Genomic DNA, 12,580 nt, shown 5'->3' with positions numbered 1-12,580 from the left:
GCATCGGTGATGGCCTCGACGTAGAGGAGGATCGCGCCGGTGTCCGGGTCGTTGGCCAGGTAGTCGAGGAGGTCGCCGAAGTCCGCGTCCGCCATGTCCCCGAGGGAGATCATGTGCGAGAAGCCGATACTGTGGTTCTGGGCCCAGTCCAGGACCGCGGTGACGATCGCCCCGGACTGGGTGACGAAGGCGATGCGTCCGCGCGGCGGGCTCAGGTGTGCGAAACTGGCGTTCAGCCCGGCACCGGGGACGATCAGTCCCAGGCAGTTGGGGCCGAGAATCCGAAGCAGATGGGGGCGGGCGGCGTCGAGCATGGCCTGGCGCAGGGCCTGCCCGCGCTCGTCGTGGCCCTCGCCGAAGCCGGCGGTTATCACGATCGCCGCCTTGGTCCCGCGTGCGCCGAGCTCCTCGATGATGCCGGGGATGGTCTCCGGCGGAGTCGCGATCACCGCGAGGTCCGGCGTCATCGGCAGGCTCGCCACGTCCGGGTAGGCGAGCACGCCCTGTACCGCGCGGTGCTTGGGGTTGACCGGCATGATCGGCCCCTCGAACCCCGACTTGAACAGGTTCCGGGCGACCACGCTGCCCACGCTCCCCTCGCGGCGGCTCGCGCCGATGAGCGCAATGGAGCGCGGCTTGAACAGGTACTCCAGGTTGCGAACGGTCATAGGGCGTTTCCTTGGTGGTCGATTGCCAGTGACTCAGTCATCCGATAACCCGTCGCCGGATCGCGGCGCGGCCGCCGCCCGGGCGGGGCACGTGTCCACGGCCCGCCGCGGGTGGGTCCTTGCCTGCGTGATGCTGACGATGTTCCTTGCCGCGATCGAGGGCACCATCGTGGCCACCGCGATGCCCGACATCGTATCGTCCCTTGGGGGCGTGAGTCTTTATACGTGGGTCTTCAGCGGGTTTTTTCTCGCCCAGGCGGTGGCGACGCCGCTCGCCGGCAAGCTCGCGGACCTGTTCGGGCGCCGGCCCCTGATCCTCGGGGGCGTGGCGGTCTTCCTGGCGGCGTCGCTGGCCTGTGGCCTGGCCACCTCGATGCCGGCGCTGGTTGCCTGCCGTCTGGTGCAGGGGGCGGGGGCGGGCGCGGTCCAGCCCATTGCCATGACCCTGGTGGGCGATCTCTACACCCTCTCCGAGCGCGGCCGCATCCAGGGCTGGCTGTCGAGCACCTGGGGGATCTCGGCGCTGCTGGGACCGCTGGTCGGCGGGGCCATCGTTGACCACGGTCACTGGCCCTGGATCTTCTGGCTGCACCTGCCCTTCGGCGTGCTGGCGATGGTCGGGCTGGCCGTTTTCCTGCGCGAGCGGCCGGTGCACCGCCACGACGGCGTGGACTATCCCGGCGCCGGCTGGTTCCTGCTCGGATGCTCCACGCTGATGCTGCTGCTGGTCCAGGGCGGCGTTGCCTTCGCGTGGGACTCGGCGGCGGCGTTCGGCCTTGCGGCGACCGCCGCGGTCGGGGGTGCGGCGTTCCTGCGCCGCGAGCGCCGGGCCCCGGAGCCGCTGATGGACTTCGGTCTGTGGCGTTATCCGCTGATCCGCATCGCCAACGGTGCGGCGCTGACGGCGGGGATGATGATCATCGGGCTGACGAGCTTCCTCCCCGCCTACGTCCAGGGCGTGCTCGGCACCTCGGCGACGGTGGCCGGCTTCGCCCTCACCGCCGTCTCCGTGGGCTGGCCGGTTGCAGCGGTGATCTGCGGGCGGATGCTGCCCCACGTCGGCCCCCGGGTGACCGCGCGGATCGGCGGCGTTTGCCTGTGTCTCGGTGGCGTGCTGTTCGTCTCCCCGGGCATGGCACTGGGGGCGTGGTGGCCGGCGCTGGGCTCGTTCGCCACCGGGCTCGGTATGGGCTTCACCAACACCACCTTCGTCGTCAGCATCCAGAGCGTGGTGGGGTACCGCCAGCGGGGCGCTGCCACCGCCGGGAATCTGTTCATGCGGCTGTTCGGCAGTGCCCTTGGCGCCGCGGTGCTCGGCGGGGTGCTCAACCAGCGGCTGCAGGCCGGGCTGTCGGGATCGTCCGCCGACCTGAACGAGGTGCGCGGCCTGCTCGGTCGCGGCGGCGAGGCCATGGCGTCGCTGGCGCCGTCGCTCCAGGCCGCGCTGGCGGACGCCCTCGGCTGGGTGTTCGCCGGTGTGCTGCTCTTTGGTGTGTTGACGGCGGTGCAGTCGTTCCGCCTCCCGGCGCTCGCGCCGGGCCACGCCGGTGAGCGGCGCTGAGTGCGGCCCGCTCAGGGGTGACCCGCCAGTATCAATACGGCCGGCAGGGTGAGCGCGGAGATCATCGTCTGCACCGTGAGCAGGGTGGCGACCAGGGTGTGGTCGCCGCCGAGCTGGCGGGCGAGGATGAACGCGGAGGTCGCCGTGGGCAGGGCGGCAAAGAGCACCAGCACCCGGGTCTCCAGCGGGGTGAGAGTGAGCGCTGTCGCCGCGGCCCAGGCGAGCGCCGGCATCACCGCGAGCTTGAGGATCACGCCGGCGGCGAGGACGGTCTTGTTGCCGCTGGCCGTGCGCAGCTGCAGCCCCGCACCGACGGTCATCAGGCCCAGGGGCAGGGCGGCGCGGCCGATGATCTCCAGCACGCCCTCGCTGCCCAGCGGCAGGCCGATGCCCGTGCGGTTGAGTGCCAGGCCCGCGACGCAGGCGAGCACCAGCGGGTTGCGTGCGATCCCGCGCAGGGTCGCGCCCAGCGAGCCGTGGCCGCCGGCGTAGCGCAGCAGCACGCTCACGCAGATCACGTTCACCAGCGGGATGAGCATCGCCATCACCAGCGCCGCCACCGCCGCGCCGTTGCTGCCGTAGACGGCCAGGGCGGTGGCCACCCCCAGGTAGGTGTTGAAGCGTATCCCCGCCTGGAACACCGACGTGAACCCGGGGCCGTCCACAGGCAGCGCCCGGCGCAGGGCGAGCAGCACCGCGCTCATCGCCGCCAGGGTCAGCGCCACGGCGGTGGCCACCGGGGCGATGCGCGCGCCGTCGATGCTGGCGGTGGCGAGCTTGTCCACCAGGAGTGCGGGGAAGAGCACGAAGTAGACCAGGCGCTCGAGCTGCGGCCAGAACCCCTCGCCCGGGAAACCCCCGCGGCGCATGAGGTGTCCCAGGGCAATGAGGGCGAAGATCGGTACGAGAGCGCCGGCGACGGTCTGCAGGCTGGATACGGGCATGTCAGTGGCTGCGGTCTGTCGGTGGCGCCGCCGCACCGGCGGCATCGGCCCGCCGGCGCGGGGCTGCTAACCTGTAGGGATTGCCCCGCCGGGTGTGCCTGCCGGCGGGGGCCGTCGTGACGCCGGGTCTTCGGGCTTGACGCCGCCGGCCATTGTAAGGCGTGTTAGTTAGTGTGACATCAATCATCCAACTGATCCCGGAGGCCAGCAGAATGAAGGCGTTCTTCCACCCATCCCAGGACGGTCATCACCCGCAGACGTATTTTTCGCGGGGTCAGATGCGCGCCCCCCAGGAGCTGCCGGAGCGCACCCAGCGCATCCGTGAGGGGCTCGACGCGCTCGACATCCCGGTGGTGGAGCCCGCGGACTACGGTATGCGTCCCATCAACGCCGTGCATGACCTGGGATATCTGCGCTTTCTGGAATCGGCTCACCGGCGTTGGCCCGAGGACTGGGGCAACGAGGTCATGTCGAACGTGTTCATGCGCTCGCCGAATCCGATGCGCGGTATCCTCGCCGAGGCGGCGCGCTACCTTGCCGACGGCAGCTGCCCCGTGGGCGAGCTGACCTGGAATGCGGCCTACCATTCGGCGCAGTCGGCGGTCTCCGCGGCCTCCACGATGCTGGACGGTGAGCAGTACGCGTACGCGTTGAGCCGTCCGCCGGGGCACCACGCGCGCATCGATGCGGCCGGGGGGTTCTGCTATCTCAACAACGCCGCCATCGCCGCGAGGGTGCTGCAGTCCCGCTATCCGCGGGTGGCGATCCTGGACCCGGACATGCATCACGGCCAGGGTATCCAGGAGGTCTTCTACGACCGCAGCGACGTGCTCTATGTCTCCATCCATGGCGACCCCACCAACTTCTACCCGGTGGTAAGCGGTTTCGAGGAGGAGCGCGGCGAGGGCGCCGGCTACGGCTACAACCTCAACCTGCCCATCCCCCATGGTTCGCCGGAGTCCGCGTTCTTCGACCGGTTCGACGAGGCCATGCAGGCGATCCGGCTGTTCGCGCCGGACGTGATCGTGTGCACCCTCGGCTACGACATCTACAAAGACGACCCCCAGGCGAAGGTCGCCGTCACCTCCGAGGGCTTCAACCGCATGGGCGCGACGCTGAACGATACCGGCGTGCCGGTGCTCGTCGTCCAGGAGGGTGGCTATTTCCTCGAGGCGCTCGCCGAGAACACCCGCCAGTTCTTCTCCGGCCTGCTCGGCCGCTGACGACCGGCCGCCCGGGCCGGTGGCCCGGGCGGCCCTCGCCTCCGCTATCCCAGGATCTCCGGCAGGAACAGCGAGATCTGCGGGATGTAGGTGATCAGGAGCAGGAAGATCAGCATCAGTCCCAGCCACGGCAGGGCCGCGGACATGGCCCAGCCCAGGCTGCGGTTGGTGATGCCGGCGGTAACGAACAGGTTCAGCCCCACCGGCGGGGTGATCATCCCGATCTCCATGTTCACCACCATGATCACGCCCAGGTGGATCGGGTCGATGCCGAGCTGCATGGCGATGGGGAAGAGGATCGGCGCCATGATCAGCAGGATCGCCGACGGCTCCATGAAGTTGCCCGCCACCAGCAGCAGGATGTTGACCACGATCAGGAAGCCCCATGCCGGCAGGCCCCAGCTCACGATCGCCTCGGCGATGTGATGCGGGATGCGCTCGGTGGTCAGCACGTGGGCGAACAGCATCGCGTTGGCGATGATGAACAGCAGCATGATGCTGGTCTTGGCCGCGCTCAGCACCGTCTCGCGCATGTCCGGATGCCAGGCGCTGCGCGGTACCGCAACGAGCATCTGCACGGCATTGCGGGCCACCGCGGTCGCGTTGGACTCGCCCTCGTGGCGCCACGGTGTCGCCTTCAGCGGACCGATGTCCCGGTAGACCAGCGCGGAGACCAGGAACGCGTAGATCGCCGAGACCGCCGCCGCTTCCGTGGGGCTGGCGACACCGCCGTAGATCGCGCCGAGCACGATCACTATCAGCATCAGCCCGCCGGAGGCCCGTGCCGCCGAACCGAACAGGGTACGGAAGCCGGGGAACGGCAGACGCGGCAGGTCCATGACCCGGGCGGCGATGTAGATCGCGAGCATCAGGATGCCGCCCATCATGATCCCCGGGATCAGCCCGGCCATGAACATCTTCGCCGCCGAGGTCTGGGTCGCGGCGGAGTAGACGAGCATGACGATGGACGGCGGGATCAGGATGCCCAGCGTGCCGGCGTTGGCGATCGCCCCGGCGGCGAACTTCTCCGGATACCCCGCCTTGGCCATGCCGGCGATCACCAGGCTGCCGATGGCCGCCACGGTGGCCGGCGAGCTGCCGGAGACCGCGGCGAAGAGCATGCACGCCAGCACCGAGGCCATGGCGAGGCCGCCCTTGATGTGGCCCACGCAGTTGTTGGCGAAGTCGATCAGCCGCTCCGCCACGCCCCCCGTGGAGAGGAAGGCGGAGGAGAGGATGAAGAACGGGATCGCCAGCAGCGTGTAGTGATCCGATGCCGCTGAGAAGAACTTCAGCGCGATCGAGGCCAGCGAGTCGTTGGAGAACAGCAGGATCGTGACGATGCTGGACAGCCCCAGCGACAGCGCCACCGGGATGCCGATCAGCATCGCCCCGAACAGCAGGATGAACAGGAATGCGGTGGTCACGACCGGCCCCCCTCGTCGGCGTGCGTGGCCTCGAAGTGCTCCATGGTCTCGTCCGCCTCGTTGGCGAACGGAAAGCCGTCGGCCCGGCCGCGGACGATGTTCACCAGCAGGATCACCAGCCGCAGCGTGATCAGGCCGAAGCCGATGAGCATCACGCTGTGCGCCGCCCATGTGGGCATGGGCAGGTCCTCCATTGGCAGCCCGAGCATCCACATCTTGTCGAGGTAGACCCAGGAGCCGTAGAGGAACAGGCCCGCGTAGCCGAGGCAGGCGACGACCGCGACGACCGCGACCGCGCGCCTGGCCCGGCCCGGCAGCGCCCGGGTGAAGAGGTCCACGCCGATGTGCGTGCCCTCCTTGATCCCGTGCGAGGCGCCGAAGAGCACGAACCAGCCGGCCAGGGTCAGCGAGCCCTCTTCGGCCCAGTCGATGGTCGCGCCGAAGCCGAAGCGCATGACGGTCTCGACGAACACGAGCAGCGTCAGGACCACCAGGAGGAGGGCGATAATGTCCTCCTCCAGGCGGTTGAGCAGTCGAATGATGCTCATCGTGGGCCTACCCTCAGCCGTCGCACGCCTCGGCGGCGTCGATGAGGTCGCCACCGATCTGCGAGCGGAACTGGTTCCAGACCGGCTTCATCGCCTTGACCCACTGCTCGCGCTGATCGTCGGAGAGGTCGATCACCTCGCTCTCACCGGAGTCGATGACCTTCTGCTTGGCCTCCTGGTTGAGCTCATTGGCGAGGCTGTTGCCGTACTCCAGCGCCTCGTTCATGGACTCGCGGATCACCTTGCGGCTCTCCTCGTCGAGGCTGTTCCAGAAGCTGGTGGAGGTCACCACCATGTAGCCGAGATAGCCGTGGTTGGACTCGGTGATGTAGGGCTGCACCTCGTAGAACTTCTGGGTGTAGATGTTCGACCAGGTGTTCTCCTGACCATCGATGGCCTCGGTCTGCAGCAGGGTGAAGACCTCAGAGAAGGGCTTCTTCACCGGGGCGGCGTCAACAGCCTTGAACTGCGCGGCCAGCACGTCGGAGGACATGATCCGGAACTTCTTGCCGGCGGCGTCCCCGGGGGTGCGCAGCGGATCGCTCGCGGAGAGCTGCTTCATGCCGTTGTGCTGGTAGCCGAGGCCGATGATGCCCTTGTCCTTCATGTGGTCGAGCAGCATCCGGCCCTTGTCGCTCTTCTGGAAGCAGCTCACGGCATCGATGTTCTCGAACAGGAACGGCAGGTCGAAGACCTGGAGGCGGTCGGTGTAGCGGGAGAACTTCGACAGCGCCGGCGCGGCCATCTGCACGTCGCCGAGCTGCATGGCCTGCAGCACCTTGTTGTCGTTGTAGAGCTGCGAGTTCGGGTAGACCTCGACCTGCACCTTGTCGCCGATGCGCTCCTCGACGAGCTTCTCGAAGCGCTGGGCCATCTTGCCCTTGGGGGTGTTCTCCGCGACCACGTGGGAGAACTTCAGGGTCACCGGCGCGGCGAAGGCGCTGGCGGAGGTCAGGGCGAGGGCGGCACCGATTGCCAGGGCGGAAAGTCGCATGGGGATGCTCCTCCGTCGTTGTGTCGTGTCGATTTCATATGTGACGCAGCCTCACAGGGCTGGTGCCTGTGCGGAAGCAGAAACCGTGCCAAGCTTAAAGACTGCCCCTGCACATCCGCTGAGAACGTCGGCGTGACGCTGCGCGGGTATTGTCGCCCGTGTCTGCCAGTCACCGGTAACATCCTGTTATTAAAAAGGGTTTCTGGGCGGGGTGACGGTCGCTGCGGGCATCGGGACGATGACGCGCGAGCGGGGCGCTGGGAGGTCGCCGTGACCCCGCCCGGCCGGGGTACCGGTGGCGGGTTCCCGCACACTTCGGTGCGTTCTGGGTGGCGGTTTTCCGCACACCCGTGGGATGGCTATTCGGTGAACTGCTCCCGGGTGAGCCCGTACTTCTGCATCTTGTCGTAGAGGGTCTTGCGCGGGAGACCGAGCGCGTCGGTGGCGCGGCTGATGTTGCCGTGCTCGGCGCGCAGCGCGCTCTCGATGAGGGCACGCTCGAATCCCTCCACCTGCTCGCGCAGGCTCATGGCCGCAGCGGTGCCGTCGCCGGTCTTGTCCAGCACCCGGTCGAGGTCGAAGGCGTAGTGCTCGCCGAGGAGCACGTAGCGCTCGGCGACGTTGCGCAGCTCGCGCACGTTGCCGGGCCACTGGTGCGCGAGCAGGGCGCTGCGCTGCTCCGGCGAGACCGCCGGCACCTCGCGCTGGTAGCGGTGGTAGCCCGCCACCAGCATGAAGTGCTGGAACAGCAGCGGGATGTCGTCGCGGCGCTCGCGCAGCGGCGGGACCTCGAGACTGACGACGTTGAGCCGGTAGTAGAGGTCGTCGCGGAAACGGCCCTCGTCCGCGGCCTGGCGCAGGTCCACCTTGGTGGCCGCGACCACCCGCAGGTCCAGCGGGACCGGCGTGTTGGCACCGACCCGGATGACGCTGCGCTCCTGCAGCGCGCGCAGGAGCTGGACCTGCTGGGCCAGCGGCATGCTCTCGATTTCGTCGAGGAACAGCGTGCCGCCGCTGGCGTGCTCCAGCTTGCCGATGCGCCGCGTGCGCGCCCCCGTGAAGGCACCGGCCTCGTGGCCGAAGAGTTCGCTCTCGATGAGCTCGTCGGGTACCGCCCCGCAGTTCACGGCCACGAAGTTGCCCTCCCGGCGGCTGCTGTGCTCGTGCAGCGAGCGCGCGACCAGTTCCTTGCCGGTACCGGTCTCGCCGTGGACGAGCACGTCCGCGCCGGTGTCGGCGACCTGGTGGATCAGCGAACGCAGCCGCTGGATCGCCGGGGTGTTGCCGATGATACGCGGCCCCGGGGCGCTCTGGGCGGCGAGCTCCTCGCGCAGGCTGCGGTTCTCCAGGGTGAGCCGGCGCTTCTCCAGCGCCCGGCGCACGACCTCGGTGAGGGTCTCCGGGGCGTAGGGCTTTTCGACGAAGTCGTAGGCCCCGTCGCGCATGGCGCCGACGGCCATGGCGATGTCGCCGTGACCGGTGACCAGGATCACCGGCAGGTCCTCGTCGATGGCGAGCGCCTCGCGCATGAACGCGAGTCCGTCCATCTGCGGCATCTTGATGTCGCAGACGACCACTCCCGGGAACTCCCGGCTGATCCGCGCCAGCGCCGGTGCCGCCCGGTCGTAGGCGGTCACCGACAGGCCCGCGAGCTCCAGGGTCTGGGTCGCGGCGAGCCGGATATGGGCCTCGTCGTCTATGAACACTACCGGCGCCGTCGCCGCCTCACTCACCGTTGGCGTCCTCCGTGGTTCGTGGCAGCGTCACCGTGAAGACCGCGCCGCCCTCCGGGTCGTTGTCAGCATGCATCGTGCCACCCATCTCCTCGATGATCCGCGCGGAGATCGACAGGCCGAGGCCGAGGCCCTGACCGGTGTCCTTGGTGGTGAAGAAGGTCTCGAAGATCTGGGCGAGGTGCTCGTCGTCTATCCCCGGGCCGGTGTCGCGCACCCGCACCTCGATCCAGTCGCCGTCGGCATGCAGGGTGACGTGCACCTCGCGCCGTTCGGCCTCCGACATCGCCTGGGCCGCGTTGCCGATGAGGTTAACGAACACCTGCTCCAGGCGGACGGTGTCGCCCAGACAGTACAGCGGCGCGGCGTCCCAGTGGCGGAAAACCGCCACCCCTTCCCGGGAGAGCTGCGGGTCGAGCAGCGCGAGCGCGTCGTCCACCGCTGCGGGGACGGAAACCGCCACCGGCGTGCCGGTGCTCTTGCGCGAGAAGAGCTTGAGCTGGTTGACGATGCGTGCCATCCGCCCGGTGAGGTCGGAGATCAGCGACAGGTTGCCGCGGGCGTCGTCCTCACGGTCGTGGTCCAGCAGCAGCCGGGCGTTGTCGGCGTAGGCACGGATCGCGGTCAGCGGCTGGTTGATCTCGTGGTTGATGCCGGCGGCGAGCTGGCCGATGGCGGCGAGCTTGGCGGCCTGCACGAGCTCGTCACGGGTGCGGGTCAGGGCCGCCTCGGTGCGCTGGTGCTCCTCGATCTCGCGGCTGAGGCGCCGGTTGGTGGTGAGCAGATCCCGGGTGCGCTCGCTGACGCGCTGCTCGAGCTGGTCGTGGGCCTCGCGCAGGGCGCGCTCGCCGGCCTTGCGCTCGCTGAGGTCGTGGAGGGTGACCAGGTAGCGCCGGCCCTCGGGCAGGTCCATCGCGGAGACGGCGACCTCCAGCGGCAGGTCCGAGCCGTCGCCGTGGTGGGCGGAGACCTCCAGCAGCGGTGGGGTCGCGGTCTCCGCCGCCATCCGCAGGCCCTGCTCCAGGGTGCGCCGGTCGCCGCCGTCGAACAGTCCGGTCAGCGGGTCCCCGGACACGGAGTCGCTGCTGCGGCCGAGAAGCGTCTCGGCGGTGGGGTTGAGCGAGGCGATGCGCCCGTCCGCGGTGAGGGTCACCAGCCCGGCGCGGGTGTTGTCGATGATGGCGCGTACGCGCTCGGCGTTGGCGGCCGCGGCCTCCATGCTGGCCTGCTCGAAGCGCCGGCGCTCGGCGAGCCGTGCCCGCCGCTGGGCGAATACGCCCGCGGCCAGGGCGATGGCGAACAGGCTCGCCGCGGCGAGCAGCACCGAGCGTACGATCTGCTCGTAGACCGGTGCGGTATCCGCCATCACGTGGACACGCCAGCCCGCCGTGGGCATACCGCGCTCCTGGCGCAGGAAGCTCCCGCCGTCGCCCAGGTCCACGAGCGTCCCGCCGTCGGCGAGCGCGGTGGTGGACTCGCGTTGCAGCGGCGAGGGCGAGCGCCCGGGGTAGCGCTGGGTCGACTCGATGCGCCGGCGCTGGGGGGCGGTGAGCGGGTGCAGCGTCTTGAACCGCCAGCTCGGCTCGGTGGAGAGGAAGATAACGCCGGCCGGGTCGGTGACGATGAACTCCCGGCCGCTGCCGCCGCGCTCGCGCTCCAGCGGGGCCAGCGGCACCTTCACCACCACCACGCCCAGGATCTCGTCGCCGCGGCCCACCGGCGAGGCGAAATAGTAGCCGCGCCGGTTCGAGGTGATCCCCAGCGCGTAGAAACGCCCCAGTCTGCCTTTCGCGGCCTGCTGGTAGTACGGCCGGAAGCTGTAATTGTCGCCGATGAAGGAATCGGCGTCGTCGAAGTTGCTGGCCGCCACTGTGAGCCCGTCGTCGTCGAGCAGGTAGATGGCGGCGGCGTTGGAGACGTTCGCGGCGAGCTGGAGGTAGCGGTTGACCGAGCGCCAGGCGAGCGCGTCCGCGGGGTTGCGGAGCAGGCGCTGGAGCCGGCTGTCGTCGGCGAGCAGCGAGGGGAGGTACTCGAACTTCTCGAGCTCGCGGCGGACGTTGGCGATGTAGAGCCGCAGGTCGTTGGCGCTCTGCGTGCGCAGCCCGGCGTAGGCGGATTCCCGCGCGAGCCACCAGGTGCCGGCGAGCACCACGGCGGCCACGGCGATCGCCGCCGCGGCCACCAGGGCGCGCGCCCGCCAGCGGCGGGTGCGGGGCACCGGTTCGGGGATTGCGGCTCGGCTCGTCACGGTCACCCGGCACAGTGTACTAGCCTTGCCGACCGTATTGTCAGGCGTCAGCCGCCCTGGGTACGGGGCACGGCGACGGCGATCGTACCGGCGCTCAGCGCATCCGGAAGAGCTCCTGGTGGAAGGCGTCCGCGGGCAGGCCGTGGGCGGTGAAGTCCCGTCGCAGTGCCCGGCCGAAGGCCACCGGGCCGCAGAACCAGAGGCCGGCCTCGCGCCACTCCGGCACTGTCCGGCGGATGTCGTCCGGCGTGAGCCGGCCGTCGCGCGGGGTAATGGTGACGTGCAGGCGCACGCCAGCGGCGCGGGCGTCCCGGGTCAGGCGTTCGATCGCGGCGGGATCGTGATCCGTGGTCGGGTGGAACAGGTCGACGGGCGCTCCGCCCGGGTGACGGGCGAGATACTGCATGCGTGCGATGAAGGGTGTGATGCCGATGCCGGCACCGACCCAGATCTGGCGCGGGCGTGCGTCGTCGAAATCGAAGCAGCCGTAGGGCCCCTCCACGGTCACTGCCGTCCCCTCGCACAGCTGCTGTTGCAGCTGCGCGGTGTGGTCGCCGAGTCCCTTGACCACGAATTCCACGCAGCGCTCCTTCGGGTCCCAGGCCGAGGCAATGGTGTAGGGGTGCGCCCCCTCGTTACGGTCAACGGTCACGAAGGCGAACTGCCCGGGGACGTGGCCCGGCCAGTCCGGCGCGAGTGCGACGGTGGCGGCCACCACCCGCAACGGGTCGAACCGGGTGACCGAGCAGACGGTGCCGCTGACCCGGCGTGAACGGCCGATGCGGCCGCTGAGCGAGAGCGCCGCGGCGATGCTGCCTGCGGCGAGGAGTAACGCCAGCACCCAGCCGACCGGCTGCGCCCAGTAGTCTGTGCTGGTCAGCACAATCGCGTGAAAGACGAGGGCGAGGTAGCCCACCGCCAGCCACTTGTGGGTCCAGCGGAAGACGCGGTAGGGGACGCGCTGAAGCAGGGCGACCACGATCAGTGCGGCGACGGCGTAGAAGGTCCACTCGCCTACTGTCTCGGCGATCCCGCGCAGCATGTGCCCGAGCGATTCCCCGCCGGCTCCGCCGCCGTGGGCCGGGCCGGGTCCACGGCCGGGACGGGATAGCCATCCCCAGCCGACCATCCACTTCGTCCCCAGCGCCCACCACCAGTGAACGACCGCCACGGTCAGGGCGGCGATGCCCAGCCACCGGTGCAGGCGGTACATCTTGTCGAGGCCGTTGAGCCG

The 12,580-nt window shown here is 69.6% G+C and carries 10 protein-coding genes; 2 read left to right on the top strand and 8 right to left on the bottom strand.

Annotation, left to right across the window (positions count from 1 at the left end; genetic code table 11):
- A partial coding sequence (locus G7A99_RS11580) for a CoA-binding protein (RefSeq protein ID WP_205599823.1) occupies positions 1-668 on the bottom strand: 668 nt, incomplete at its 3' end.
- Between the two features lie 91 nt (positions 669-759).
- Here G7A99_RS11580 and G7A99_RS11575 point away from each other — a divergent pair.
- Positions 760-2,229 carry an MFS transporter gene (locus tag G7A99_RS11575; RefSeq protein ID WP_205599822.1) on the top strand — a complete coding sequence of 490 codons (1,470 nt, stop codon included), beginning with the start codon at positions 760-762 and terminating at the stop codon, positions 2,227-2,229.
- 11 nt (positions 2,230-2,240) lie between these two features.
- Here the strand turns inward: G7A99_RS11575 and G7A99_RS11570 are convergent, their stop codons facing one another.
- Entirely contained in the window at positions 2,241-3,173 is a 933-nt protein-coding gene (locus G7A99_RS11570; RefSeq protein WP_205599821.1) for an AEC family transporter, read from the bottom strand.
- A gap of 212 nt (positions 3,174-3,385) precedes the next feature.
- On the opposite strand from G7A99_RS11570, the gene G7A99_RS11565 reads away from it, so the two are divergent.
- Positions 3,386-4,396, top strand: coding sequence for a histone deacetylase family protein (locus tag G7A99_RS11565; RefSeq protein WP_018719250.1), 1,011 nt, complete (start codon positions 3,386-3,388; stop codon positions 4,394-4,396).
- Between the two features lie 44 nt (positions 4,397-4,440).
- On the opposite strand, the gene G7A99_RS11560 is transcribed toward G7A99_RS11565, so the two are convergent.
- From G7A99_RS11560 to G7A99_RS11535, 6 genes are all read right to left on the bottom strand, one after another.
- Positions 4,441-5,823: a TRAP transporter large permease gene (locus G7A99_RS11560; RefSeq protein ID WP_018719251.1), complete on the bottom strand. Its 1,383-nt coding sequence runs from the start codon at positions 5,821-5,823 to the stop codon at positions 4,441-4,443.
- Positions 5,820-6,371, bottom strand: a complete 552-nt coding sequence (locus G7A99_RS11555) for a TRAP transporter small permease (RefSeq protein WP_163140313.1) — start codon at positions 6,369-6,371, stop codon at positions 5,820-5,822. Before G7A99_RS11555 ends, G7A99_RS11560 begins: the two co-directional genes overlap by 4 nt.
- Positions 6,372-6,384: 13 nt before the next feature.
- Positions 6,385-7,365, bottom strand: coding sequence for a TRAP transporter substrate-binding protein (locus tag G7A99_RS11550; protein WP_018719253.1), 981 nt, complete (start codon positions 7,363-7,365; stop codon positions 6,385-6,387).
- 359 nt (positions 7,366-7,724) lie between these two features.
- Positions 7,725-9,098, bottom strand: coding sequence for a sigma-54 dependent transcriptional regulator (locus G7A99_RS11545; protein WP_163140311.1), 1,374 nt, complete (start codon positions 9,096-9,098; stop codon positions 7,725-7,727).
- Positions 9,091-11,346 carry an ATP-binding protein gene (locus G7A99_RS11540; protein ID WP_163140309.1) on the bottom strand — a complete coding sequence of 752 codons (2,256 nt, stop codon included), beginning with the start codon at positions 11,344-11,346 and terminating at the stop codon, positions 9,091-9,093. The genes G7A99_RS11545 and G7A99_RS11540 overlap by 8 nt, the downstream gene beginning before the upstream one ends.
- A gap of 94 nt (positions 11,347-11,440) precedes the next feature.
- Positions 11,441-12,580 (bottom strand): ferric reductase-like transmembrane domain-containing protein (locus G7A99_RS11535; RefSeq protein WP_163140307.1); only part of this gene is annotated, 1,140 nt, incomplete at its 5' end.

The organism is Arhodomonas sp. KWT (assembly GCF_010993615.1).
Note: the sequence above shows the minus strand (reverse complement) of the source record. Positions and strands in the feature narration are given on the sequence as shown.